The organism is Rhodococcus sp. MEB032 (genome assembly GCF_030208925.1).
In the GTDB taxonomy this organism is placed as follows: domain Bacteria; phylum Actinomycetota; class Actinomycetes; order Mycobacteriales; family Mycobacteriaceae; genus Rhodococcus_F; species Rhodococcus_F qingshengii.
In genome coordinates, this window is sequence record NZ_JARVSY010000002.1 from 235,005 (window position 1) to 260,189 (window position 25,185).

Here is a 25,185-nt window from a genome sequence, read left to right on the forward strand (position 1 = left end):
ATGGAACTTACCCATACGGTACCGTACGGAGGTGACGAATGCCCGCGCCCGACTCTCTCGTGACCAGTGGATCGATGCAGCTTTCCAGGCTCTGACAAGCCATGGGCCTGATGCGGTTGCAGTGGAAAAGGTGGCGCGCACGCTCGGATCGACCAAGGGTTCCTTTTATTGGCACTTCGCCAACCGCGACGAATTGCTGCAAGCTGCGCTCGGCCGGTGGGAAGTTTTGGCAACCGAGAGACTGATCTCCTCCGTCGAGTCCTCTGGTGAACCGGCGGAGGTGAGGTTGCGTCGTCTGGTGGATTCGGTCACGACCGGATTGGCCGGTCGCCGTGCGGAGTTGGAACTGCTTGCCGGGATCGGCCATCCTTTGGTTTCGGCGGCGGTTCGACGTGTCACCGAGCGTCGAGTTACCTACATCGTGACGTTGTTGGTCGATCTGGGGATGGACAGGCAGAAAGCGGAACATCGTGGCGTACTTGCCTATTCGATGTACCTGGGGCAGATGCAATTGGTACACAGTGCGCCCGATGTGGTTCCTGGCAGCGGTGCGGACGCTCAGGCGCTCGCCGACGAGTTCGTGAATATGGTTCTGGCCAGGTAAGTCCGCCGTCGAACGCAGCGTGATCTGCGCATCACCCTGCGCTTTCAGGTGAGGGACCACACATTGCGCGTAACCCATAGTTACAGATACTTTGAGGTCAGCTGAAGTGGGGTGCCGGATATGTCGACATTTCCCGGAGGCGCAAAACCGTTTCACGACAGGAAGAAAGGTGACTCACCATGAGCGTTGTGCTTATTTCGTTGCTGGTCGCCGCTGGACTCACCGTGCTGGCCACCAGTGACGGTGCCGGTCTGGACTTCGGGAGTCGGCAGCTGAACCGCCAGTTGAAGACCCGCACGCACCGGTAACCCCGGAAATCGGCCGGCTCCACGCGATACTTCGCGGAGCCGGCCGATTGCGTTGCTCCGGTCAGTTCACTCCGAGATCTACCAGCCAGGCCCGGGTGCTGCGGGCGACGATGCCCAAGGCAACGGCAGAACCCGTCGCGGAGTCGAACGCGACGCTGTCGGCAGATTCGAGTCCCGTGTAGAGCTGGGAAACCCCGGCTGCTGCGCCCCCTCCGATGATCGGCGCAATCGACGCACCGAAGGCATCGGGCGTCACGGCTTCGAAAGTTACCGCGCGCGAGAAGTGTTCGGCGAATGCCTCGGCCAGTTCGATGCCGGTGATCGCCGGAATCTGTCCGATGTCGACCGCGTCCGGTGCTACGTCGAGAGTCAGGGCCGCAACGGCTGCATCAGCGACGTCGAGATGTGAACTCCATGCGACCGCGAGATCGGCACGCAGTGGGTAACGCAGGACCCCTTCGTCTTTCACCCCCGACAGCACGGTGGGCAGAAGAAGATTCTCGAGGAACAAACGCGGGGTCAGGACGGTCACCGCGATACCTTCGGCGCGGAGTCCGTCGACGAGCTCGGAGAGAACGGGTGTGTTGGGACCGGCAAGCGGCGAAGTAGCGTCGCGGGTCACCGTGCCGCTGGTAGAGATCACGAACCGCGAAGGACCTGTCACTCTTGCTGCTGCCAGAACGTTGTGGGCGTAACCAGCTAGCGTCTCGGTGTCACCGGCGAGTGGCAGGTGGAAGAACACCCCGTCTACCCCGCGATAAGCGTCGGCGAGAGAGTCGACTGACGCATTGTCCGCGACGACGGTGTTCGCACCCTCGAACGTCTGGTCGGGGTTGCGGGTGATTGCTCGGACTTCGGCACCTGTCGATCCAGCGAGAGCCGCGACCAATCCCGCGAGAACGGGAGAACCCTGTGCGCCGGTGGCGCCATGCACTGTGTAAGTCATGACGCCTATAGTTCAGATTGGGAACCAGTTACTTCAAGTGAACTAATGGGGAATCGATGAGTGAATCAGGTCACGAGCTTCCGGAGTGCGGCGTCGCGCGCTTTCTGCTGGTTCTGGACGGACCGTGGGCAACGCTGATCGTTCGTGAGCTCACGCACGGCCCGATGCGCTTCACGGAACTACGACGCGCATTGCCCGGCATCAGTCCCAGGACACTGTCCGCCAGACTCAAGCGATTCGAGGAGTTCGATCTGGTGACCCGGACTGCCTACGCCGAGGTGCCGCCGCGAGTGGAGTACGAACTCACCGCGACGGGGATGGAACTGCGCTCCGTGCTCGAAGCGATGGTCGAGTGGGCGGATCTGGCACTCCCCGTTTCGTGACCCTGCCCTCAGTGCGGGCCCGAAAGTCCAACCCGCAGAGCGCCGCAGGCCTCGAACATCGCATCTTGACCGGTATGGCCGACACCGGTGGTGTTGACGAAGGCATGGATCAATCCACTGTGACGCCTGAGTGCAACCGGGACTCCGGCCTCTCGCAGCCGGTTCGCGTATTCCTCACCCTCGTCGCGTAGTGGGTCGAAACCGGCGACGGCAACGTACGCGGGTGGTAGGCCGGCCAGGTCCGGAGTGAGCAGCGGGGAGACTCGCGGGTCGAGGGCCGAAGCGCCGCCCGACAGGTAATGGGCCGCATACCAATCGAGTTGGGCGTCGGTGAGAAAGAAGTCGGTGCCGAACATCTTGTGCGAAGGGCGCTTCGACGAAAGGTCCACCCAGGGAAAGAAGAGTAGCTGATATGCGGGCTTGACGTCGTCTTCGGTCGTGGACTGCGCGACGACGGCAGCCAAGTTCCCACCCGCGCTGTCTCCGCCTACCGCAATGGATTTCGGATCTGCACCCAGATCTGTGGCATGCTCGACGCAGTACCGGAATGCGGCGACGGCGTCATCGACCCCGGCGGGGAACGGGAACTCCGGTGCTAACCGGTAGTCCACCGACAACACACTGACCTCGCCGTGGCGGGCCAGGAAGCGGCACACACTGTCGCCGCTCTCGAGGCTGCCGAGGACGAACCCGCCGCCGTGGAAGTACACCAAAAGTGGAGCGGGCGTTGAGACTCCGGCCGGGCGATACAGCCGAGCCGGAATCGCGTGATCCCCGGCCGGGATCTCGAGGTCACGTACCGTCTCGATGTCGATGGGCGTACCGCCGAACAGTCGCGATTCGGCGGCGATCTGAGCCCGTCCCTCTTCGACCGGAAGATGCTCGAAGCTTGTACCTTCGACCGCTGAGAGCAACCGCAGTGCAAGCTGGATCTCGGGGTGCAGAGTCTGCCCGTCGATCTCCTTCGGCTTGCCACCGAGAATGCGCTGCGCGCCGGTCGGTAAGGCGCCGACGACATCGAGCACCACCCGCGCAACACGATCTTGGACAGACATCTTCTCCGTGGACATAGTCGCCTTCCGTCGGCCGATCACCCGTCGCTTGTACGTTACGAAAGAACCGGACAAATATCCAGGAATCTCGGCGCTCGCGGTCAGTTTGCCGGCGTTACCGTGACCGTGACGGGACCCGCGCCGTCCGCGGTTTCCACTGTGAGAAGACGGCTTTGGGGGTTCCAGTTCACGATGTCGGCGCCCGCGACGTCGACGCCGCCGGGAAAGCCGCTTTCGGGTAGGTAGATCTCGGTCGGTGCCGTCACTGCGGGGTTCGGGGTGAACGTCAGCTGAAGGCGGTCAACGGTCGAGGACCATTCGGTGGGTGTGCCCGCGACGGCACGCGGATACGGCTTGTTCAGGGTGTCGACGAGGAGTGTCTGCGATCCGTCCGGCAGGTACGGGCCCCAAGGACCTGGATCACTGGACCAGTAGGAGACACCCGCGCCGAGTTCTCGGGCGGTCGTGTAGACGCGGTCGATGTAGTCGGTTGCGCCGGGCAGTGTTGTGTCGAGCCCGAATTCGCCGAGAATGATCGGAACGCCGCCGAGTACGTTGCCTGCGATGTGTTCGACGCTGTCGCGCCAGGTGTCGATGGTCGCGTCGGTGAGTGTGCGTGAGAGGCCGGAGTATCCGTCACCGAGGTCGAGGGGCAGCGGGTACAGGTGTGGGCAGTAGGCGATTCGCTGTTCGCCGGCTCGTGGGTCGTTGATCTTCGTGAGCCCGCTGGGGACACCTTGGTTGACGCCGACGGCCTGCGGGGCCACACACACCCAGCTGTCCTGATCAACTTCCCTGATGGCGTTGGTGGTTCGCTGATACAGGGCAGCGAGGGGCCCACCTTCGAAGGCGGGGCCTTGGAGGGAACCGCCCCACGGCTCGTTCATCAGGTCGTATGCCACGACGGTGTCATTGCCTGCAAAACGTTCGGCCACCGCCTGCCAGGCGTTCGCGTAGTGCTCGACCAGTTCGGGATGTTGGCCGGTGGTGTTCCAGAAGTTGTCGAATGCACGCATCACACCGGGTTGGACGTAGTACAGCTCCCACCGGTCTTGAGGGCTGACCGGAAGGCCGTCCATGTAGGTCGCCCAGGCCGGCGCGCCGTTGCCGATGTTGCCGGCGCCGTTGCCACTGTTGCCCTCTGGTGTGATCGCGCCGGAGTAGACGTCCTGATGCATGTCGAGCATGACCTTGTAGCCGCGCTCGGCGTACCAGCTGACTCGGTCCTCGACGCGGTCCAGATATTCCTGGTCGTACTGTCCCGGCTCTGGCTCCACCGAACGCCAGGAGATCAGGAAACGCACGAAATTTGTTCCCATGTCGGCATGTTCGCGCTCGAGATCGGCTTCGGTGAACTTCGGCATGCCGTCGGGTGCGCTTTTTGCGCTCGACGCCGTGTTGAACCCTCGCAGGATCAAGGAGCGCCCGGCGTCGTCGGTCAGGTACGACGGTGGCACCGACGTGCCATCGGCGCTCCCCGACGTGGGCAGGCTGCCCTGAGCCGCGGCAATTCCGCCGCCCAGTATCAGTGAGCCCGCGACTATCAGTGCTGAGAGCGGGATACGACGCACGGAAACTCCTTCTGGGTGTGTGGATGGATTGACTTGTCCGAATGGGGATTCGGCCCTGGGCTTGAACGCTCGGTGTCGATTCACGTCGGTTGGCTTACACTGGTCCGCCCGTTTTCGATGTGTCCGACGAGCACGCGCTTGAATTCAGGATCTTCGTCGACCGTCACGATGGCCTGATACCAGCCGTCCACCGACGCCACCGCCCACCGGCCGCGTGCGCCGGCAGCGAGCTTCCGTCGGTCTCCGTCGACGTCGACGGAGAGTGCACGACTTCCGGAATTGTTCGCGGTCAGTACAAGCGCGCGCGTCCCTGCGTCGATGGTTGTCGAGACGTCGAGCGAGGCTGCCGCACTGTCTGTAGCTCCACTGAACTCGCGCCTGAAACCATTGGGACCCAACAGGGTCAGGCTGTAGACGCGATCACTGAGCGCAACGGTGTCATCGACCTCGCCCAGGAGGTCGTAATGCCGTGGCTCGTCGAACTCACCTGCGTACGGGTACAAGGCCAGGTGAGTTGATGCGGCACCGGCATTGACCAGATGGACCGTCAACGAGCCGGTTTCCGGGTTCACCGTCGTGTAGGCGTCGGGCTGATAGGGAAGGGCCCGTGCTGGTCGAGTGCCGCTTTCCTGCAGGGGCATTCTCTGTTCGGTGGGAGGTGTTGGCGTCCATCGCGGTTCCAGCGGCGGTGTGGGTTGCGGGCGCGCCAACGTCGGCCGGCTACGCGGGTTGGCGAAGTCGAACGCCGACGTCAGGTCGCCACTCACCGTGCGTCGCCACGGGTCGATTTCCGTTTGCGTGATTCCGAACCGCGTCTCCAGGAACTGCGTGACGGACGTGTGGTCGAATACTTGTGAACAAACGAAACCGCCAACAGTCCACGGCGAGATAATCGTCATCGGCACCCGCGGGCCGAGACCGAGCGGCTGATTGCCGACCCATTCGGCTTCGACCGAGCGCGGCGGTCGAGGTGGCGGTACATGGTCGAAGTACCCGTCGTTCTCGTCGAAGTTGACGATCACGGCCGTCTTCGCCCACAGATCCGGATCGGACGCGATGGCGTCGAGTACTTGATAGAGCAGTGTTGCGCTCGCCGCAGGTGACGAACCCGATGGATGCTCCGAATCCACCTCGGACGGAACGAGATAACTGACTTGCGGCAGTCGGCCCGACTCGACGTCCTTCCTGAACTCGGCGGCCAGTGTGCCGGGCCGGGATCGGTACAGTGCGCGATCGTAGAGTTGGCGATCAGCAGGCGCCAGTTGGTCTGCAGCATTCTCGAGGGCCAGTACCGCTGCGTCCTGGACCGGCGCCGGCATCGACGGCAGGGCGAGATAGAACCCGGCCAAGGTCTGGATTTCGTAGGGGAGCAGGCTTGGCCGACCAAGCAGCCCTGCCGCCACTTTCTTGAAGGCAGTGAAGTATTCGAGGTTGTTGTCTCCGAAGTTGTCCCACTCCTGGTAGGTCTTCCAGGAAATGCCGGCGGACTGCAACCGCTCGGGAACCGTCGTCCATCCGTAGCCGGCGTGCCAGGGGTTGTAGGCCGCATTGGTTACAGCTCGTCCCCCGGGACCGGGTGGATCCGAAGGCAGGACCGACTCGGTCGGATTAGGCGAAAGTGGCTCGTATCCGGTGTATCCAGAGACCCAATAGTTCCGGTTGGGGCTCGTCGATGTCGGTACGGAGCAGTGGTAGGCGTCGCAGATCGTGAACGCGTCCGCCAGTTCGTAATGGAACGGGATGTCTTGCCGGTCGTAGTACGCCATTGTCGTACTGGTTTTTGCCGCGATCCAACCGTCGTGCCAGCCGTCGGCGAGTGCGGCATGTCCGCCCGCCCAGCTGTGGTCGAGTCCGGTCACGTTCTGGGTGTCCATGCGTTGTGCCGCAGCGGAATCGCGGATGGGGAAGGGGAGCACAGGACCGGTAGGACCGGGTTGTTCGAAGACGCTGTGGCCGCCGCGCAGACGCAGCGCATTCGGATCCCCGAATCCGCGAACACCCCTCAGTGCGCCGTAGTAGTGATCGAAAGATCGGTTCTCCTGCATGACGAGGACAACATGCTCGATCGAATCGAGCCCGCCGGAGTTGACGGGTGTCGCCAGTACACGCTGAAGCGACGGCGGGAGAAGGGAAGTAGCGGCGACTGCAGTTGCACCGACCCCGGCGGCGAGAAACGACCGTCGAGAAAGAGAATTCCTGGACACTTGTGCTCCATCGATAAATCAATCAGTTCTATGACCACGGCCGCAACAGGCTGCTGCCGCTGCTCCGAATCGGTGCAGCGGCAACAGCGTCGAGAAGAATTCGATCAGGAACCGAAGAGACCGCCCAGTGAACCGAGGCTGCCCGAACCGCCGTTCCCGCCGTCGTCAGGCGCAGCAGAAACCTTGACGACGGATTCGTCCGACGCGGACTGTGTGAATCCACTTCGCCCGGCGTATGACGCCTTGATCCGATGATCGCCCGTCGATGCGAAAGTGTGCGTCAGTCGCGCCACTCCATCGACTCCGACGACAACGGGCTGTCCGATGGGTTGGTCGCCGTCGTAGAACTGAACCGAGCCCCCGCCGGGGTTGGGGGTGACCGTCGCGGACAGTTCTGCCGCGACATTCTGCTTGGTCGTCGCGGGAGCTGCCAGTGAGGTCGAGGTGGTGACATCGGACGGTGCGGGATCAGACACGGTGACCGTTTGAGCGGATGCCATCGACGGCATGAATCCTGTTGCGCCGGAGTAGTAGGCCGAGACGGCATGAGATCCAGACGAGGTGAAGGCATGTTCCAGAGTGGCTTTGCCGTCAGCGCCCACCGGGATCGGAGCGCCGATATCTGCAGCGCCGTCCTTGAACTGGAGAGTGCCACCGGCGGGTGTCGGCGTGACCTGCGCCCTCAGCGACACCGATATGCCAGTCTTCGCATCGGTAGGAACGTTCACGGCAGTGTCGGTCTGCTTGACGACAGGTGCGGCAGTCACCGTGACCATTGCCTCGGTCGAGTTGGAACTCTGGAATCCGTTGACTCCCTGGAACGTTGCGGAGACCCGCGCGGTTCCGGCGGTGAAGAAGGTATGCGGTAGCCGGGCAGTGCCGTCGGCGCCCGGAGTGACCGGTGTACCGACGTCGGCGCCGTCCACCCTGAACTGCACGTTTCCGTTGACCGGAGCCGGATCCACCTTTGCGACAAGCTCGGTCGGTGTGCTGGCTTGGATCGAGCCGGGCATCTGGATTGTGGTGGTTGTCGGTTGGCTGACGTAGATGGTGGTCAGGGCCTGCCCACCGGCGTTGAGGCCGGAGTTCCTGTTGTCCCGCGGGGAGCAGTTGTAGCGCTCCCAGTAGTTGACTGTGAAGACATCCTTTTCGCGCTGGACGAATGTGAGCGCATTTCGGTCGTCGTCGTAGTTGGCGGAACCGGGATCGGAAACCCTCAGCGAAGGCTTGATCTCGGTACCGGCCGCACCGGCTTTGACCGTGACGTCGACTGCGGGGAGTCGGAACTTGGTGTTGGCACCGACGATGATGCCGTCACTCGATCGAACTGCGGAGGACGGACCGTTTCCGGTGGTTCGATTCGATCCGGAGATACGCAGGTGCGTACCGGATGCCGATGGATTACCGCCGTCGTCGATCCGTGTGACTGTCGGAGTGGCACTGTCGGATCCGAGGCCGTACGCACTGTCCGCCACAAGCTGGGAACTCACGAATTCGACGCCGGACGGGATGTCGAAGTCGTACTTGATCCGGGCCCAATGCACGACTCCACGGCTGGCATGGCCGCCGCTGTTTGTCTTCATCTCGTTCGGCTGCACGCGGTAGGTGACGGTCTCACCTGGTGCCGCGGTGGTCGGCGCGGTGATGGTGACTCCCGAGCCGAGTGTCTCGTTGAACGTGATCGGGCTTGCCACACCGTCCATCTCGCGCACATGGCATGCAGTTGTGAAGGCCACGCTCTTGGTCTCGGGGGCAGCCGAGGCGATCCCGCCGCCGACGATGGAGAACAAGCCGCCGGCCAGTACCGAGACGGTTGCAATCGCAGAGCCGCGTAGGAGTTTCGAGTTCATCGTCGAATCCTGGTTTCTGTTCACAGTTTTCACGACCCGAATCCGGGGGTACCAAGGCTGCCGAGGCTACCGGTGCCAGGCTCGGGCTCGGACGGTTCGACGACGTTGATCGTCACGGCGCCCGACATCGACTCCATGAAACCGGCCGATCCCGTGTAGTACGCCGTGATGTTGTGGTCGCCCGCTGTTGTCATCGTGCGGTTGGCCTTCGCGACGCCGTTGACGACGGCCACCGGAGCGCCGAGGTCGACCCCTCCGTCACGGAACTGCACTGTTCCTCCTGACGGCCACGGAGTGACCGTTGCCGTCAGTTCCACGGAGTCACCGACGACGGCCTTACCGGGTGCGTCGATTCGCGTCTGTGTCTGAGCGAGGCTGGAGTCGACGTTGATCACGGCGAGCGGCCGGCCGCCGGCGTTCAATCCGGCCGAACGATTGTCGCGTGGTGAGCAATTGGTGGTCAGCCAGTATTTGACGCCGCCGAGCAGGGTCTCCTGCTGCAGGAAGGTCAGGTAGTTGGCGGCACTGTCGTAGGAACCCGAGTTGGAGTCGGACACGCGCAGCATGGGCTTGATCTGGGTGCCGACAGCCCCTGACGTGACGGTGACGTCGACTGCCGGGAGCTGGAACGTCTTTCCTCCACCGACCTCGATTCCGCCGCCGCCGTTGTCGTCGGTGTTGGGTCCGTTGCCCGCCGTGATGTTGTTGCCGGAGATACGAAGATGCGTCCCATTCGGATCGGGTGAACCGGCATCGTTCACCCGCGTGATCGTCGGGGCGACCCCACCCAGATTCGAGCTGGTGCCGGCCACGATCTGCGCCCCCACGTAGGAGGTGCCTGCAGGGATGTCGAAATCGAACTTGAGACGCGTCCAGTTCACGACGGACCTGAGGTCGTAACCGTCCTTGGGGACCGTCATCGGCTTGGGCGCGAGGCGGTATGTGAAGGTGGAGTTCGGCGGGACCACGGCCGGCGCACTGATCGTGACGCCGGAATCACGCGTCTCGTTGTGCGTGATCGGTCCGGGGAACTGCCACCCGTGGCACGATGCCGTGAACGGAAGGTCCACATCAGCGGCGGACGAGACTCCGGCTCCGCCGATCACGAGGGCAACGCATCCGGTCAACGACGCGGCCACCCCCACTCCTCGGCGCATCAACGTCGACACCATTCACATTCTCCTTGAGTAGCGCTCGACAAGATCGAGCTCTCGGCTTGAAGCCGGGTCCGGTAACCGGCCTCGAGCTGACAGAGAATCGAATGCGTCTCGTCGTTTGCTCACCACCAGCTCAAACCCTGGAGAGGAGTAGAACACAGAGCGAGCCGCAGAATATGCGATTCGGACAAATTGTTGGACAAACGTCCAACCGGTGAAATTTCTCCACTTCTCCGACCGCTCTGCAGTGCTTTAACGTAGCGTGAAGTGGGCCCGGTAAACGGTCAGGCGATCGCGCGGCGCATCAGGTCTGCCGTCTCCTTGTTGAATGCGACCAGTGTGACCGTCTCGACCTCGGTCTTCGCCGCGCGAATCGCTGAAACGGCCTGTCGGACGGCATCTTCCTTCGGCCAGCCGTAGACCCCTGCCGAGATCAACGGAAAGGCGACGGTACGGGCGCCGATCGAGTCGGCCACGGCGAGGCTGCGGGTGTACGCCGACCGAAGCAGACCGGAACGGTCCTCGGAGCGCGAATACCTCGGGCCGACGGTGTGAATCACGGCCTTGGCGTGCAGCTTTCCGGCGGTGGTGGCTACGGCCGCACCCACCGGCAGGCCGTCGGGAAGGCTGGTGTTGCGCAATACCTCGCAAGCCTTCAGGATCTCCGGTCCCCCGGCACGGTGGATCGCGCCGTCGACACCGCCGCCGCCGAGGAGCCTGGAGTTGGCCGCATTGACGATGGCGTCGACGGTCAGCGTCGTGATGTCACCTTCGACGACTGTAATAGCGGGCATGGATCCTCCTGTGTATCCGACGGCTGTGTGTCCGACGGACGCGTTTCCGACTGCCGTGTTCCAGAGTTCACGCTTCGGGCGAGCCCACGGCATAGCCGAGCGTACGTCGTAGGGGTCACGTCCGATCAACATCGAGTATCGCGCTGCAACCGACGGCGTGCGACTGTGCGCCTGAACGCAATGGAGGAGTACGCGCTTTCCCTCGGCCCGCAACGCCTGGACGGTGCGCGCTGCGTCGTCGAGAACGAACTCGAGGTTGGCGTTGGAATCGTGACCGTCGTCGACCAACCAGAACTCGACGTGATCAGGGGCGACCTGTCGTGTTCCCATGCGGCACAGGCTGACCACGGCGTCGTAGTCTGCAGTGGACACCGCATCGACGCCGCCGAGCATGACGCCGTCGTCGTGCGGGTGCGTCGTCAGGTGGTGGGTTCCGCGAAACCTCGAGTAGTCGAGTTCTGCCGTCGACGGCCATCCGTTCTTGTCGTCGGTACCGCCGCGAGCAGTCTTTATTGCCAGGCGAATCAGATCGGAGGAACGGTATCCCGGCCAGCCATGCATGATTCGGCGCCAACGGGCGGGAACCGCCGACGCTCCCCAGCGGGCGCCGAGGAGGCCACCCGCGATGGCCGCCGTCGTGTCGGTGTCCCCGCCGGCTCTTACTGCCGCTTCCAATGCGTACTGGAGGTGGCGAGCATCGCCATTGTCCGTGGAAGTGATTGCCCACCAAGCAGTCTGAAGTGCATGCACCACCCAACCGTTCTTGGAGAAGTCCTGCGGGTTCCCGGTTTCGGCCTGATCGAGCAGCGGGCCCCAGTATTCGGCGACGTCCTGATCGGCAACGGAGAGGAAGCCGCGAACACCGTCGAAGTTGCCGGAGGCAACGGCATGGCGGATGGCATGGGTCCACAACTCGCACGCCTGTCCGGCACGCGGGTCGTCGTGCGTGAGTGAACTGATCCGGTGCGCTGCCGACCTGGCACCTTCTGCATCGTCCAAGTAGGAGAGGGCGACGGGAGCAGTCCGCATGAGCGAGCCGTTGCCGGCCTTGCGGCCGCTGATCGCTCGCGCACAATCCGCCATCGCCGCTGCGCTTTCGGAGCGGACGGACAACACTGCTCGCGTCTGGTTGCCGATGTCCGCGGGCTTCGAGTCGTACCACCGGATGAACTGTGCTGCAATGGCATCGAGACCGTCAGCGCTTCCGATGTCGATTCCGGTAGCGGCCACCTCGGCGATCGCAACTGCCATCGAGGTGTCGTCGGTCCATTCTCCCGGCGCCCAGTCGAACGGGCCGCCACCGATCATGTCGATCGTGACCTCGGCCTTCGGGTAGGTGAATTCGTAGCCGGCGCCGAGCGCGTCTCCTGCTGCGGTGCCGAGCAGAACGCCGGCCGCTCGATCGGACTGCTGTGCGGTGAGTTTCATGGCCACCTCTTCGGTTCGCGATGATCGTTTGATCAACTTTGCGCTAACCATAGATCATGTTTGAGATAACATGCAAGGGTGAATAAATGGACAGGCACGAGCGGTAAGGGATTGACGGACTATCCGCGTCCGTCTGTGGCAGTGGACGTCGCGGTGCTGACGTACAGCGGTGGATCTCTGAAAGTTCTGGTGGTTCGGCACCGTCTCGGTGCGCTGGCGCTACCGGGAACATTTCTGCACGAACGCGAATTGCTCACGGCCGCAGCCGATCGTGCCCTGTCGGTCAAGGCAGAGTTGGCCCAGACGAGCTTCCACCAGTTGGCGATCTTCGACCGACCGGACCGCGACGACCGTGGATGGGTTTTGTCGGTCGCACACACGGCTTGCCTACCGGAATCGGCACTGCCCGATTCGGCGCTTCTCGTCGATGTGTACGACGACGAGGCAGTGAGCGGACTCGCATTCGATCACGCCGACATGGTGCGACTCGCGGTCACGGACCTACGCACGAGGTATGCGTCGTACGTGGATCCGGACGGATTGTCGGGCGGGACGTTCACCGTCGCCGAACTTCGGGGACTCTACGAGGTGATCTTCGATCGTCCGTTCCAGAAGGACAGCTTCCGCCGGCAGGTGTTCGACGCGCTCGAAAGTACCGGCGAGATGAGCAGACCAGGTAACGGCCGACCCGCCGAGACGTACCGGAGGCGGGGTGACGGCGCACTGACTGCGCAGGCAATGGCATTTTTGACCGGATGAAGTGAAACGAATTCTTGCAGTTCTGCTGACCTGACGCGCTGAGCTGGGTAATGTCCGATTGATGGGTGCAGTTTCGAATGAAGCCGAGTCCAAGATTCCGACTGTCGTGTGGGGTACCGGCAACGTCGGGCGTGCATCGATTCGCGCTGTGACAGCCAATCCGGCCCTCGAACTTGTCGGCGTCATCGTTGCGAACCCCGAGAAGGTCGGGCGAGACGCCGGTGACCTCGCCGATCTGGGAGTGCACCTGGGCGTCGCGGCTACCGACGACGCCGATGCCGTGCTCGCAGCGTCTCCCGGCGCGGTGGTCTACGCGGCGTCCGGCGACATTCGGCCCGACGACGCGGTTGCCGACATCACGCGGGCACTGGCCGCCGGAGCTGTGGTGGTCACGCCGTCGGTATATGCGCTGTACGACCCGAAATCTGCGCCTCCCGAACTTCGTGATCCCGTCGAAGCTGCTGCCAAGGCGGGCGGCGGCGCTCTGTTCGTCTCCGGTATCGACCCAGGCTGGGGCAACGACATCCTGCCGATTCTCGTCAGCGGGCTCGCGGGGACAATCGACCAGATCCGGTGTCAGGAAATCTTCGACTACACGACCTACGAACAGCCGGATTCTGTCCGCTACCTGATCGGGATGGGTCAGCCGATGGACTACGAACCTCCCATGGTCGCGCCGACCGTACCCACCATGGTCTGGGGCGGGCAGATTCGGCTCATCGCGCGGGCACTCGGGGTGGAACTCGACGAGATCCGCGAGACCTTGCTGCGCCGCCCGCTCGAGGAAACCGTGTCGACCGAACATATGGGGGAGTTCGCGGCCGGCACCCAAGGCGCACTGCGATTCGAGGTTCAGGGAATCGTCGGCGGGGAACCCCTGATCGTGATCGAACACGTCACGCGTATTCATCCGTCTTGTGCCCGCGACTGGCCGCTCCCGCCCGACGGCGGCGACGGCGCGCACAAGGTGATCGTCGAAGGACGACCACGAATCGAGATCAACGTCGAAGCCACCGATGAAGGTGGAAATCGCGCGGCCGGTGGAAATGCCACGGCCGTAGGACGTCTCGTCAACGCAATTCCCTGGCTACGTCAGGCTGAACCCGGTCTCTACGACGCGCTGGACGTTCCGCTCACACCCGGCGTCGGCAAGCTCGGTGCCCGAAACTCGGAGGTACTCACATGAATATCGACATACCCGAAGGCAAGAATCCGATCGGCTACGTGTGGGGAGAGATGGTCCCCGGCATCGGACCCGCGGCCGCCGGGTTCTCCCAAAAGGTCTACACGGACGGCACTCTCGGACTCCGCGAGTTCGAGGCGGCCAGGCTTCGGATCGCTCAGATCAACGGGTGCATCTTCTGTCAGGACTGGCGCACCGAGCGTGACGGCGAGACTGTGGAGTCGACGTTCGATCAGTCTGTCACCGACTGGCGCACCACCGATGCCTTCGACGACAGGACGCGCCTCGCTGCCGAATACGCCGAGAGATACGCCCTCGACCACCACGGGCTCGACGACGAGTTCTGGGAACGCATGACAGCTCACTACTCCCAGCGAGAAATCGTCGAGTTGAGCATGTGCCTCGGATCGTGGTTGGCCTTCGGCAGGCTCAACCACGTCCTCGGCCTCGATACTCAATGTGTGTTGCCCGGCAACTGAACTAGTTGCCCAGCGTCGTCAGATCCGGGTAGTTCGAGACCTCCCAGCCGCCGTCGACGACCAGACTGGTTCCGGTGATGTACGAGGCGTCGTCGCTGGCGAGATAGAGGCAGGGGCCCGCGATCTCGTCGGGAGTTGCTGCTCGGGACATGGGGATTCGGCTGAGAAACATGTCGCGGGCGGGTTCGTAGTTCATGACCGGCGCGACCAGTGGCGTGTCGACCAGGCCGGGTAGAACGGCATTGACCCGGATCCCCGACGCAGCCAGTTCGATCGCGGCATTCTTGCTGAACATCTCGACTCCGGCTTTGCCTGTCGCGTATGCGCTCCCGTAGGGGCTCGGCACGTGCGCGTTCAATGAGGACACGTTGACTATCGCACCACCGCGACCATGCTCTCGGATATGCCGCGCTTCATGTTTGGTGCAGAGGAAGACGCCCTTCTGCACCAGGTCGATGGTGAAGTCCCAGTCGGCCTCGTCGAGGTCGACGATCTGCCCCACCCTCGACGCACCGGCAACGTTGAAAGCCAGATCGATACCGCCGAATTCCGCCGCCGCCGCGGCAAGGGCCTCGGCAACATCGGATTCCTTGGTGACGTCAGTGGGAACGGCGAGGAAGGCCCCGCCGTGCTGGGAGGCTATCTCTTTCAAACCCTCTGCAGCGATGTCGATTCCAGCTACCTGTGCGCCTTCGTCGATAAGCCTTAGTGCGATGGCTGCACCGATACCTGATGCTGCTCCAGTGACGACTGCTGTTTTCCCGGCAAATCTGGACGTGTTAATGGGCACCTGCTTTCAAGAACTTTCCGGTTCGGCGGTTGCCGAGAACGGGTGCTGCTTCTCCGTCGCCGAAGACGTACTCGCCGCCGACGAACACTGCGGTGACGGTCTGGTCGTTGCGATTGACCATGCGGGAGAGGTTGTCGTACTCCACAACCGGGCTTTCCGCGTACGCGTCGAGCGAATCGTCGAGATGAGCGGGATCGATCACAACCAGGTCGGCGCGATCACCTAATCGAAGGTGCCCGGCATCGACGTCGTACCACTCGGCGAGTTCACCGGTGAGACGATGCACCGCTGCCTCGACGGTCATGAACGGACGGCCGACCTTTTGGGCATCGTAGACACGTCGTAGTAGGCGTAAGCCGAAGTTGTAGAACGCCATGTTGCGCAAATGCGCTCCGGCGTCGGAGAACCCGAGTTGGACGCCATTGTCCTGGGCGAACTTGTCCAGAACCTCCGGCCGGTGGTTCGAGATGGTTGTGCGCCAACGCACTTTCGTGCCGTGTTCGAGGACCAGATCCAGGAATGCATCGACAGGGTGGAGGCCGCCACGTTCGACGCCGACCTGCCCGAAGCTCTTGCCGACCAGGGATTCGTCGGGGCAGGACACGATCTCGGCGTCGAAGAAATCGCGATGCCAAACTTTGACACCGAACTTCTGGTCGTAGTCCTTGCGGAATTGTCGACGGTAATCCTCGCTCTGCATGAGGACGTTGCGTTCCATCTCGTCGGTCAGATGCAGTGCTGCAGCGCCGGATCCGAACTCCTCGAAGACAACCAGGTCGATGCCGTCGGCATATACCTCGAAGGGAACTGGTAGGTGCTGCCAGCGCAGGTCGCCGCCGAGTCGATTGACCAAGTGTGCCAGTGGGCCGAGTATCACCACGGCCAACTTGTTGGACTTGATGTCGGCCGCCGAAAGCATGCTCGTCTTGAGTCGCTTACGCCAGATACCCGCGCTGGAGAACGCCATCGCTCCGGTACTCATCGGGTTGGAGAGGTCAGGTCCGGCCTGAAATACCCGTCCCCGACGGCGCAGGATCGCATTGAGTCGGCGTCGTTCTTTCGTGGTTGCATACGTCGACGGCAGCGTGCGTGAGCGGCAGGTCTCGCCGTCGAGTTTGTCGAACAACAATTGCTGACTGGACATCCCGACGAATCCTGCGTCGAGAGCTTCGGTCAACTGTGCTTCCATCGACGCGAGTTCGGCGTCTGTGGGATGGACGTCCTTCCTGGTAGCACGATCCAGTCCCATCTCGGCGGCCCGCATATCGGAGTGTCCGATGAAGGCTGCAACGTTGGGACCTAGCGGAAGCGCCTCTAGTGCAGCAACATACTCGCTCGCAGAGTTCCAGGTCTTGGCACGGTTGAGTGCGTCGACGACGTGCTTACGCGGAATTGCCTCTACTCTGCCGAAGAGATCACCCGCGTCGGAGGGGCTGGCGTGAATGGTGGACAGGGAACACGATCCGACAAAGATCGACGTGACCCCGTGTCTGAGAGATTCGCTCAGCGCCGGGCCTTCGAGGATCTCGACGTCGTAGTGAGTGTGGATGTCCACGATGCCCGGGATCACCCACTTGCGCCTCGCGTCGATGACACGGGGACAGTCGGTTTCGTCGAGTGGATCGAGGGAGATGGCAGTAACCAACCCATCGCGGATACCCAGATTGCGGACAGCTGGTTTGGCCCCGGTGCCGTCGAACCACAGACCGTTGTTGATCACGGCGTCGTAGGTCATGAGAGAACCACCTTTGCACGTATCGTTTTTCCGGTTGCATTGCGGGGCAGAGGAGTTGTGCTCAGTTTCCACTTCACCGGCACCTTGAAGTAAGCCAGTCGTTCGGCGACGTAGTCGCGTAGTTCTTCTTCGCCGGCGGCTCCCTCACTCCGCAAAACGACGACGGCTGCAACTTCTTGGCCGAGGTCTGCCGAATCAATGCCGATCACAGCGCATTCGAGTACGGCGGGATGCTCGTCGATGGTCTGCTCGATTTCGAGAGGGTAGACGTTCTCGCCGCCGCGCAGGATCAGGTCGGATCGGCGACCCGTCAGGCGGAGTCGGCCGTCCTCGAACACTCCGAAGTCGCCGGTTCGGAGCCATCGATCAGGACCGATAGCGGCTGCAGTCGCGGTCTCGTCGTTCCAGTACCCCAACATCACATAGGCGCTGCGCGCACAGATCTCACCTTCCTCGCCGTCGGGGACTGCAACACCGAAGGGGTCGCGCACCTCCACGCTCACCCCGATGATCGGCCGGCCGAGAGTTCCGGGGAACGCGGCAAGTTCCGGTGGTGTGGCAACTGAAATGCCGGTGGAGGATTCGGTGAGCCCGTAGCTGTCGACCAAGGTGTGCTGCGCAAAAGGCAGGCGTGCGCGCAGGCGGTCCTGCAAGGCCGGAGATGACGGTGCAGACGCGAGTGCAAAAGCCCTCAGTGAGGTCAGGTCGTACTTCTCGAGACTGCCGTACTCGAGGAGACGGGTTGCCATGGTGGGTACGACCGCCCAGTTGGTGACCTTCTCGCGTTCGACGAGGGAAAGGACTTCGTCGACGTCGAAGGCGCCCTGATGGATGACCACCGCTCCGCCCGTCGCGAGTCGTGGGATCGCCAGGTTATGCAGGCTTGCAATGTGAAACAGCGGCGCGGTCAGCAGATACCGCAAGTCACTCGGTCGGCCGTCGCTGGGTTTGCCGGTGAACGCCGCAGCGAGGCGATCGCTGTAGCGGTGGTAGTCGATGACGGCCAACACGTTTCGGTGACTGTGAACAGCCCCCTTGGGGCGGCCGCTGGTTCCGCTCGTGTACAGGATGACGGCCGGATCGTCCTCGTCGACGGACGTGCGGGGCAGTGCAGAACCCGAATACTTCTCCAACAAGGTAGGTAGATCTTCTTCCATCGTGAGCACGGGAACATCGGTGTTCAGTTCGGAAAGAATCTGCGCGCGTTTGGCGTCGGCGATCACCACTGTAGGGGTGGTGTGATCGATGCCGTACGCCACCTCGCGGGCCACCCACCACGAGTTGAATCCGACGGCGATGGCACCGAGGGACTGAGCCGCCCAGAAGGTCATCACCCATTCCGGCGTATTGGCAGCAAGTATGCCGACCCGATCACCCTTGCGGACGCCGTACCGCTCGCGCAGCGCCGTCGCCAATGCTGCTACGGCCTCGCCGTGCTCGAGGTAGCTGAAGCGTCGGTCCTTGGTCACCAGATAGTCGCGTGATCCGTAGTCGAAGGATGCAGCGAGCACGTCGCCGAGTGCCTTGTCGCGGTTCTTCATGACGGGCATCGAACTGCCCAGTACATCCTCGACTTGCATCTCGAAAGGACCACCGGGGCCGGTCAGCCCGGCCATGACGGACGCGATGAATGCTTGTGTATCAGCGGAAGTAGTCACGTGAAGTGCCTTTCGAAGATTAGGGTACGAGCACTGCGCGTCCGGTGACCTTGCCGTGTTCGAGACGGTCGAGTGCGTCGCGGGCATCAGCGAGGTCGAAGCGGGCTACTTCTACCGTTACCAGACCGGCCTGTGCCAGGGCGATGGAATCGACGAGGTCGTTTCTGGTGCCGCCGTACGACTTCCGGATCGATGCGCCCCACGGCCAGCCTGGTCCGCCGGCAGCTTCGGCAGTGATTCCGGGGTTTCCGCCTCCGAGACCTACCATGCGATACGCGCCGTTCGGCGCAACCGCTTGAACGGACATCTGTGCAGTTGCGTCGATACCGACGAAGTCGAAGATGACTTCTGCGCCTCTGGCCGATGTGAGGTCGAGGATGTGCTGCGCGGTGTCCGGTCCCGATTCGAGCGTGATGTCGGCGCCGCAACGTTTGGCGAGATCGAGTTGATCCTGTCCGACATCGACGGCGATGATGCGCACGGCACTGATCGCGCGAAGTATCTGTACTGCAACGTGACCGAGTCCGCCGACGCCGATCACGACGGCGGTGGCACCGGGCTGGAGATGTTCGCGGGCACCGCGAATGGCGTGGTAGCTCGTCAGCGCTGCATCGGCGAGTGGTGCGGCCTGCAGGAAGTCGAGGTCGCCGATGGGTACGAAGGAGCGAGCCGGGATCTTGACGTACTCGGCCATCCCGCCCTCAGGGCCGAGTCCGGGGCAGGGCGGCATCGCGGTGCGTCCAGCGGCGAGGCACATATTCTCGTTGCCGCTCATGCATTCTCGGCACTGTCCACATGACCAACAGAGGTAGACGACGCCACGCTCTCCGACGGAACGGCCGTCGACGCCACTCCCGACGGCTTCGATCGTTCCGGCAATTTCGTGGCCGATCGTCAGCGGTTCTTCGCGCATCTTGTACGGAAAGTGCAGGAGATGGAGATCGGAGTGGCAGATTCCCGCTGCGCCCACCCGAATCAGTAGTTCCGACGGGCCGATCTCCGGGACCGGCACGTCGTTGATTTCCAGGAGCCCGGGCCCCATGAGCTGGGCTGCCTTCATGAGCTGACCTCGCTGACCTCGGAGTTGTATGCGGCGCTCAGGTACGCGTTGCTGCGGTCGGATCCGATCAGACCCGGTGCCATCTTGTTCATGACGTAGGCGAAGGTCATCCGTCGGTCCAGATCGTTGACCAGCATCGAGCCGCCGATACCTGCCCACCAGCAGGTGCGCCCGTCGGGTATCAGTGGCGCGGTAACCGGATGTGGCAGTCCGTAGCCGATGCCGAACTTGAGTGGTGTCATGATCCCGAGATCGATACCGTCGGCTTGGATCTCGAAGATCAGGTCGATGGTGCTCTGCGAGAGCAGCTTCCGGCCGTCGAGCACACCACCGTTCGAGATCAGGGATTGGACCCGAGCGATAGAACGTGCGTTGCCGTGGCCGTTGACTGCGCCGATCTCGGCTTCCCGCCAGGGTGCGGTGTTGACCTCGGGGTAGTCGAGCAGTGGGCAGGTCAGGGTCTTGATGAAGATGCTGTCCTGGTCGAGCGTGGACAGGTCGAACTCCAACGCGGGCGGCGGAACCATGGTGGCGATTCGACCGAAATGCTCTGCGGACGTGCCGATATGGAAGTCGGCTCCCAGTGGACCGGAAAGCTCTTCGGCAAAGAACCTGCCGAGAGTTCGCCCGTCGATGCGACGAATGACCTCACCGACGAGATGGCCGTAGTTGATCGCGTGATAGCCCGACGCCGTACCCGGGGTCCACCAAGGCTTCTGGGTAGCGAGGCGAGCGGTGGACGCCTCGAGGTCGTAGATGTCCGTCAGTTCGATCGGGCGCTCCCAACCGGAGACGCCAGACGTATGCGACAGGAGGTGGCGAACTTCGATGTCTTCCTTACCGTTTGCCGCAAATTCGGGCCAGTAGTGAGCAACTTTCTGGTACACGTCCAATTGGCCGCGTTCGACCAGCAGGAGCGCACACAGGGCCGTCATGGTCTTGGTGATGGAGAACGTGTTGACGATGGTGTCGCTGCCCCATGGAGTGGTACGGGATTCGTCGGCGTACCCGCCCCAGAGATCGACCACGGATTCTCCGTCGACGGTGATGGCAACGGAGCCGCCGAGTTCTTCACCGGATTCGAGTTGAGCCTCGAAAGCCGCTCGGACGGCGTCGAACTCGGTGTCGCAGTGACCGTTCACCACACTCATGCGCGATCCGCCTTCTCGAGTTCATGTGCTGCTGCACGCGCGGCAACAGGTAGCTTGTTTCCGGAGGCCGCAGCACGCTTGGTGCCCTTGGCGATTTCCTTGTTCATGTTGCGGACGTAGGGATCGAACTCGAGCTGAATCGTGTGGCGTGGTGACTTGTAATAGGGGGCGAGGAAGTACGCCTCGTCGGCTTTGGTGATCTCCTGCATCTCGTTCGCGGACGGCAGTTGGTATTTACCGGTGAGGTAGGCCGCGACGAGCTTGCTCTGCTGCTCGGCGAAGTTGACGAGCGTCGGCATGGGCTGCGCGAGTCCCATGAAGAAGAGGTTGTCGATTCCGGGCTTCATCATTCGTTTGAACAGTGGGAATCGGTTGTCTTTGTCCGGCAGCAGATTCGGATCACTGAAGAAGGGGAAGCTGATGTTGTAGCCGGTGGCGCAGATGACCACGTCGACGTCCTCGGCGGTGCCGTCCGCGAAGTGAACCTGCTTTCCGTCGAGTTTGGTGATGGCAGGCTTGAAGGTTATGTCGCCTGAGCCGGCGCGTCCGAGGAACTCGCCGCTGGCCGAGGGGTGGGCCTCGAAGGGGCGGTGGTCCGGCTTCGGCAGACCGTAGCCTTCCATCGTTCCCAGATTCTTGCCGAGGAATCGACGACTCAGGAACAGTCGTAGACCACGCGGCATCCAGGGCGGGGTGATCAGTTTGTCGCCGGGTACACCGCCGAGATATTTCGGCAGTACCCAGACTCCACGGCGAGCCGACACGATGAGCTTGTCGGCGAGGTATCTCTGGCCCAGTTCGGAGGCAATATCCAAGCCGGAGTTGCCCATTCCGACCACGACTACCTTTTTGCCGCGCATGTCGACCGGGTCGAACGGGTCGTTGTAGCTGTGGCTGTGCATGAGGACCCCGTCGAACTCACCTGGGTAGTCCGGGATGTTGGGATCCCAATGATGTCCGTTGCAGACCATCAGGACGTCGTAGGTGCGAACTTCGCCGTCCGAGCGCGTGATGGTCCACAGACCGTCTGTATCACGTTCTGCTGCAACAACACTGGTGTTGAAGATGATCGACTCACGCAGTCCGAAGTGCTCGACGTAGTCCTTGAAGTACTGGAAGAGTTCGGAGTGGTGCGGGAAGTCGGGAAGGTCAGCGGAGACCGGGAAGTCCTCGAATGCCAAGCGCCACTTCGACGTGTCGATGTGCAGGCTCTGGTAGCAGGCCGACATCCCGTTGGGATTCTTGTAGTACCAGTTTCCGCCGACCTCGTCGGACGCTTCGTAGCAGTCGAAGGGTATTCCGAATTCCTTCATTCGCTTGGCCGTCGTGATTCCGGTAGGCCCGGCGCCGATGATGCACACGCTCGGCAAGGGGGAGGGGCTCATTCGCCATCGCTTTCTGTTCTGTCTCGGGCGTGCGAGAAGAAGAATCGAAGCCCGAGAAGTGACTTGAGTCATAGTGCGCCATTCGCTGACGTTGTGTCAATGAATGACGCAATGTTTTTTGGTGACGGCGAGTCGGTGATTTGCCAGGAGGTTGAAATGCGAGCAAGGTGGGCGACGTGAGCACGACTACGGACGGCCCGAAGAACAGGCGGGGAACACTTCGCGACGAGCAGAAACGCGCGACGCGGGCCAAACTCGTGGACGCCGCACGCACTCTGTTCGAGGAACGGGGATACGCGGCTGTCACGGTCGACGACATCGCCTCGGTCGTCGGATGCAGTCGAGCCACGTTCTACGTGCATTTCGCCAGCAAGGTGGAGATGCTCAAGACGATCGGCGCGGCCGGGATGGCGGCGAGTGCGTTCGCTTTCTACATCGATCTCGATCGGGTTCTCGACACGAACTCTCGCGTGGAATTCACGGCTTGGCTGGAGCGTGCCTTCGACTGGTTCGACGAGAACAAACGCCTGCTGCCGGCCTGGGACGAGGCCGTGGCACTCGAACCGGAGTTCCGCGAGACAGCGCGAGACGGTATGACCCAACTACCGAATGCCATGCCCAAGTACCTGGGCCGTTGGCCGGAGGAACAGCACGACGAGGCACGGTTGCGCGTCGAACTGCTCGTGAGTCAGTTGGAGCGATTCTTCACACGCTGGGCCGTGCAGGGGACAATCGATGTGACGCGGATTCAGGCCGCCGAAGTTCTGACCGACATCTGGTTCCCGGCTCTGTCTCCGGAATCGAAGGGCGTCGGCGAGCGGTAGAGGCTAGCTCGGATCGATCTCCACACTGATCGCGCCGGTGAGCAGTTCTCTGGCTCGTTCGATGGGGATCGAGCCGCTCAGCCAGCGCTCACTCAAACCCTCGACCAGGGCGGTGAGTCGCTCGGCGGCGTCGGCCGGGCTTGCCTTCGGGTCAGCGAGTCCGGCGTCCTGCGCTTGGCGGATCAAAGATTCGACGTCGTCTGCCCACTCTTGCGTCGTGGTGCGTAGCGGTTCGCGCAGTTCGTCGGCGAAGACTGCGCTTGCTCGGAGTTCACCCCAGGCGATGCTGTTCTCTCGAATCTTCGGGGCATTCTGAAACTCCAGCAGGAGCATCTGCTCGAGCTGCGCACGAGGGTCTGTCTCCGTGAAGGCGCTTTCGGTGTACAGCGCGGCGCGATCGTTGATGTGATCGAGGGCCCGGCGCAGCACACCTGCACGGTTCTGGAAGTGGTAGTAGATGAGTGCCGTCGACACTCCGGCCTCGGCAGCGAGCGTCTCCACCCTCAGCCCGCGTACGCCGTGTTGGGCAATGACGCGGACTGCTGCTTCCAAGATTTGCGTTTGGCGGTTCGACACGAGTCCGAATTCTACGAGGGTGGTCGGGACAGGTTTCTAGTCCGCGGGTTCCTGCTGGGTGGTGCAGTGAATGCCGCCACCACCCGCGGCGATGGCGTCGATGTTGATCTGCACGACACGGCGGTCGGGGAAGAGGCGCTCCAATTCACTTCTGGCGGCCTGGTCGGCCTCGGGGTCACCGAACTCGGGTGCGATGACCGCCCCATTGCATACGTAGAAGTTGATATATCCGGCTGCGAAATCGTCCGATTCGAAGTCGGGCCTGATCGCGACCGGCGCCTCGAGGACCACCACTTCCAGCTTCCGTCCCCGTGCGTCGGTCGCGTTCTGGAGAATCTCGAGGTGACGTGCGGTCACGTCGTGGTCGAACGACTCCGGGTCTGTGTCGAGGCCTGCGACCACGACACCTGGGCGTGCGAAACGGGCGTAGAAGTCCGTGTGGCCGTCCGTGATGTCCTTGCCGGCGATTCCCGGTAGCCAGATGATCTTGTCGAGACCGAGCAGGGGGCCGAGTTCGGCTTCGACGTCCGACTTCGACCATCCCGGGTTGCGGTTGTTGTTGAGTACACAGCTTTCGGTGATGATGGCTGTGCCTTCGCCGTCGACCTCGATGCCGCCGCCTTCGAGGATCAGGTCGGTAGGCAATGATTCGACTCCCGCGCGGGCGGCAACGAAAGCTGCGACCTGGCCGTCCTGATCAAAATCCTGCTTCTCGCCCCAACCGTTGAAGTTGAAATCGATACCCGCTTTGGTCCCGTTGCCTTTCACGAATACAGGGCCGGTGTCGCGCATCCAGAGGTCGTCGAGAGGCGCGGCGATCAGTTCGACCGATGGGCCGACGAGGGAGCGAGCCAAGTCCAGTTCCTCGGAACGAACAAGCATCGAGACGGGCTCGAACTGCGCGATGGTCTGCGCGATCGTCGCGAGGTTGCGCTGGACCTCGGGCAGGAGGGCTGCTCCCCAGATCGCTTCGCTGGCACCGAACGCCATCCAGGTGCGCTTGTGCGGATCCCCCTCTTCCGGCATCACCCACTCGCGAAGATCGTTGCTGCCATCGCTCCCGCGCGAGGCTGAGTCGGAATCGCCGCAACCTGCCAAAAAGAGGCCACTGAGCGCAGCGGCGGCTGCCTGAATGAACCGACGTCTTTGCATTGCGGTGACTCCTTGTGCTGTGTGCGTGCGCGCCCGGTCCGCGTCCTGCTTGCATGGAGCGTAAACCTTGACTGAAAATTTAGTCAAGGAAGTAGTGCCAGTTCGAGACCGTTTCGGCGGGCGACACGACGGATCG

22 protein-coding genes are annotated in these 25,185 nt (G+C 62.6%); 7 read left to right on the forward strand and 15 right to left on the reverse strand.

All coding sequences use genetic code 11. From position 1 onward, the window contains the following. Positions 1-31: 31 nt before the first annotated feature. Together QRN54_RS03865 and QRN54_RS03870 are read left to right on the forward strand one after the other, a co-directional pair. Positions 32-604 (forward strand): TetR/AcrR family transcriptional regulator, encoded by a 573-nt coding sequence (locus QRN54_RS03865; protein WP_050654987.1) that lies wholly within the window; start codon positions 32-34, stop codon positions 602-604. 179 nt (positions 605-783) lie between these two features. After that, positions 784-912, forward strand: coding sequence for a hypothetical protein (locus tag QRN54_RS03870; RefSeq protein ID WP_003943237.1), 129 nt, complete (start codon positions 784-786; stop codon positions 910-912). 61 nt (positions 913-973) lie between these two features. Here QRN54_RS03870 and QRN54_RS03875 read toward each other — a convergent pair whose 3' ends face one another. Beyond that, positions 974-1,858, reverse strand: a complete 885-nt coding sequence (locus tag QRN54_RS03875) for an SDR family oxidoreductase (RefSeq protein WP_058038408.1) — start codon at positions 1,856-1,858, stop codon at positions 974-976. Positions 1,859-1,914: 56 nt separating this feature from the next. On the opposite strand from QRN54_RS03875, the gene QRN54_RS03880 reads away from it, so the two are divergent. Next, a complete protein-coding gene (locus tag QRN54_RS03880; RefSeq protein WP_007730275.1) occupies positions 1,915-2,241 on the forward strand; it encodes a winged helix-turn-helix transcriptional regulator in 327 nt (108 codons plus the stop codon). Positions 2,242-2,249: 8 nt separating this feature from the next. Here QRN54_RS03880 and QRN54_RS03885 read toward each other — a convergent pair whose 3' ends face one another. The 6 genes from QRN54_RS03885 to QRN54_RS03910 form a co-directional block, all read right to left on the reverse strand. Then, a complete protein-coding gene (locus QRN54_RS03885; RefSeq protein ID WP_285181619.1) occupies positions 2,250-3,311 on the reverse strand; it encodes an alpha/beta hydrolase in 1,062 nt (353 codons plus the stop codon). Positions 3,312-3,394: 83 nt separating this feature from the next. Then, the gene (locus tag QRN54_RS03890) at positions 3,395-4,864 is read right to left on the reverse strand and encodes a cellulase family glycosylhydrolase (protein ID WP_285181620.1); all 1,470 of its coding nucleotides are present in this window, start codon (positions 4,862-4,864) and stop codon (positions 3,395-3,397) included. 80 nt (positions 4,865-4,944) lie between these two features. Further along, on the reverse strand, positions 4,945-7,068 hold the full coding sequence (locus QRN54_RS03895) for a phosphocholine-specific phospholipase C (protein WP_285181621.1): 2,124 nt from the start codon (positions 7,066-7,068) through the stop codon (positions 4,945-4,947). A 104-nt stretch (positions 7,069-7,172) separates the two neighbouring features. Continuing rightward, positions 7,173-8,918 (reverse strand): Ig-like domain-containing protein, encoded by a 1,746-nt coding sequence (locus tag QRN54_RS03900; protein WP_285181622.1) that lies wholly within the window; start codon positions 8,916-8,918, stop codon positions 7,173-7,175. 29 nt (positions 8,919-8,947) lie between these two features. Next, positions 8,948-10,090 (reverse strand): Ig-like domain-containing protein, encoded by a 1,143-nt coding sequence (locus QRN54_RS03905; RefSeq protein WP_030536192.1) that lies wholly within the window; start codon positions 10,088-10,090, stop codon positions 8,948-8,950. 269 nt (positions 10,091-10,359) lie between these two features. Then, positions 10,360-12,297, reverse strand: a complete 1,938-nt coding sequence (locus tag QRN54_RS03910) for an O-acetyl-ADP-ribose deacetylase (RefSeq protein WP_083056264.1) — start codon at positions 12,295-12,297, stop codon at positions 10,360-10,362. Between the two features lie 78 nt (positions 12,298-12,375). Between QRN54_RS03910 and QRN54_RS03915 the strand changes: the two genes are divergently transcribed. From QRN54_RS03915 to QRN54_RS03925, 3 genes are all read left to right on the forward strand, one after another. Then, positions 12,376-13,056, forward strand: coding sequence for an NUDIX hydrolase (locus QRN54_RS03915; protein ID WP_058038404.1), 681 nt, complete (start codon positions 12,376-12,378; stop codon positions 13,054-13,056). A gap of 61 nt (positions 13,057-13,117) precedes the next feature. Beyond that, a complete protein-coding gene (locus tag QRN54_RS03920; RefSeq protein ID WP_030536189.1) occupies positions 13,118-14,242 on the forward strand; it encodes an NAD(P)H-dependent amine dehydrogenase family protein in 1,125 nt (374 codons plus the stop codon). Next, positions 14,239-14,718, forward strand: a complete 480-nt coding sequence (locus tag QRN54_RS03925; RefSeq protein WP_003943220.1) for a carboxymuconolactone decarboxylase family protein — start codon at positions 14,239-14,241, stop codon at positions 14,716-14,718. The genes QRN54_RS03920 and QRN54_RS03925 overlap by 4 nt, the downstream gene beginning before the upstream one ends. A gap of 1 nt (position 14,719) precedes the next feature. Here the strand turns inward: QRN54_RS03925 and QRN54_RS03930 are convergent, their stop codons facing one another. From QRN54_RS03930 to QRN54_RS03955, 6 genes are read right to left on the reverse strand one after another with little or no spacing between them, the layout of a single operon-like run. Next, on the reverse strand, positions 14,720-15,508 hold the full coding sequence (locus tag QRN54_RS03930) for an SDR family NAD(P)-dependent oxidoreductase (protein WP_030536188.1): 789 nt from the start codon (positions 15,506-15,508) through the stop codon (positions 14,720-14,722). Beyond that, complete coding sequence (locus QRN54_RS03935; RefSeq protein WP_065351588.1) at positions 15,498-17,243, reverse strand: N-acyl-D-amino-acid deacylase family protein; 1,746 nt, start codon at positions 17,241-17,243, stop codon at positions 15,498-15,500. Before QRN54_RS03935 ends, QRN54_RS03930 begins: the two co-directional genes overlap by 11 nt. After that, positions 17,240-18,901, reverse strand: coding sequence for a steroid-24-oyl-CoA synthetase (gene casG, locus QRN54_RS03940; RefSeq protein ID WP_058038402.1), 1,662 nt, complete (start codon positions 18,899-18,901; stop codon positions 17,240-17,242). Before casG ends, QRN54_RS03935 begins: the two co-directional genes overlap by 4 nt. A gap of 19 nt (positions 18,902-18,920) precedes the next feature. Then, complete coding sequence (locus QRN54_RS03945) at positions 18,921-19,961, reverse strand: NAD(P)-dependent alcohol dehydrogenase (protein ID WP_030536186.1); 1,041 nt, start codon at positions 19,959-19,961, stop codon at positions 18,921-18,923. Further along, positions 19,958-21,112, reverse strand: coding sequence for a serine hydrolase domain-containing protein (locus QRN54_RS03950; RefSeq protein WP_064075071.1), 1,155 nt, complete (start codon positions 21,110-21,112; stop codon positions 19,958-19,960). Before QRN54_RS03950 ends, QRN54_RS03945 begins: the two co-directional genes overlap by 4 nt. Continuing rightward, entirely contained in the window at positions 21,109-22,497 is a 1,389-nt protein-coding gene (locus QRN54_RS03955) for a flavin-containing monooxygenase (RefSeq protein ID WP_007730290.1), read from the reverse strand. The genes QRN54_RS03950 and QRN54_RS03955 overlap by 4 nt, the downstream gene beginning before the upstream one ends. A 167-nt stretch (positions 22,498-22,664) precedes the next feature. On the opposite strand from QRN54_RS03955, the gene QRN54_RS03960 reads away from it, so the two are divergent. Further along, the gene (locus QRN54_RS03960) at positions 22,665-23,321 is read left to right on the forward strand and encodes a TetR/AcrR family transcriptional regulator (RefSeq protein WP_058038401.1); all 657 of its coding nucleotides are present in this window, start codon (positions 22,665-22,667) and stop codon (positions 23,319-23,321) included. A gap of 3 nt (positions 23,322-23,324) precedes the next feature. Here QRN54_RS03960 and QRN54_RS03965 read toward each other — a convergent pair whose 3' ends face one another. Beyond that, the gene (locus QRN54_RS03965; RefSeq protein ID WP_007730294.1) at positions 23,325-23,897 is read right to left on the reverse strand and encodes a TetR/AcrR family transcriptional regulator; all 573 of its coding nucleotides are present in this window, start codon (positions 23,895-23,897) and stop codon (positions 23,325-23,327) included. A gap of 36 nt (positions 23,898-23,933) precedes the next feature. Further along, a complete protein-coding gene (locus QRN54_RS03970; RefSeq protein ID WP_285181624.1) occupies positions 23,934-25,049 on the reverse strand; it encodes an agmatine deiminase family protein in 1,116 nt (371 codons plus the stop codon). Positions 25,050-25,185: the final 136 nt, after the last annotated feature.

Excerpts from the sequence above, each read along its gene's own strand:
- QRN54_RS03870 (WP_003943237.1), top strand. The coding sequence starts at position 784 with ATGAGCGTTGTGCTTATTTCGTTGCTGGTCGCCGCTGGACTCACCGTG.
- QRN54_RS03875 (WP_058038408.1), bottom strand. The coding sequence starts at position 1,858 with ATGACTTACACAGTGCATGGCGCCACCGGCGCACAGGGTTCTCCCGTT.
- QRN54_RS03880 (WP_007730275.1), top strand. The coding sequence starts at position 1,915 with ATGAGTGAATCAGGTCACGAGCTTCCGGAGTGCGGCGTCGCGCGCTTT.
- QRN54_RS03885 (WP_285181619.1), bottom strand. The coding sequence starts at position 3,311 with ATGTCCACGGAGAAGATGTCTGTCCAAGATCGTGTTGCGCGGGTGGTG.
- QRN54_RS03900 (WP_285181622.1), bottom strand. The coding sequence starts at position 8,918 with ATGAACTCGAAACTCCTACGCGGCTCTGCGATTGCAACCGTCTCGGTA.
- QRN54_RS03905 (WP_030536192.1), bottom strand. The coding sequence starts at position 10,090 with ATGGTGTCGACGTTGATGCGCCGAGGAGTGGGGGTGGCCGCGTCGTTG.
- QRN54_RS03910 (WP_083056264.1), bottom strand. The coding sequence starts at position 12,297 with ATGAAACTCACCGCACAGCAGTCCGATCGAGCGGCCGGCGTTCTGCTC.
- QRN54_RS03920 (WP_030536189.1), top strand. The coding sequence starts at position 13,118 with ATGGGTGCAGTTTCGAATGAAGCCGAGTCCAAGATTCCGACTGTCGTG.
- QRN54_RS03925 (WP_003943220.1), top strand. The coding sequence starts at position 14,239 with ATGAATATCGACATACCCGAAGGCAAGAATCCGATCGGCTACGTGTGG.
- QRN54_RS03935 (WP_065351588.1), bottom strand. The coding sequence starts at position 17,243 with ATGACCTACGACGCCGTGATCAACAACGGTCTGTGGTTCGACGGCACC.
- QRN54_RS03945 (WP_030536186.1), bottom strand. The coding sequence starts at position 19,961 with ATGAAGGCAGCCCAGCTCATGGGGCCCGGGCTCCTGGAAATCAACGAC.
- QRN54_RS03950 (WP_064075071.1), bottom strand. The coding sequence starts at position 21,112 with ATGAGTGTGGTGAACGGTCACTGCGACACCGAGTTCGACGCCGTCCGA.
- QRN54_RS03955 (WP_007730290.1), bottom strand. The coding sequence starts at position 22,497 with ATGAGCCCCTCCCCCTTGCCGAGCGTGTGCATCATCGGCGCCGGGCCT.
- QRN54_RS03970 (WP_285181624.1), bottom strand. The coding sequence starts at position 25,049 with ATGCAAAGACGTCGGTTCATTCAGGCAGCCGCCGCTGCGCTCAGTGGC.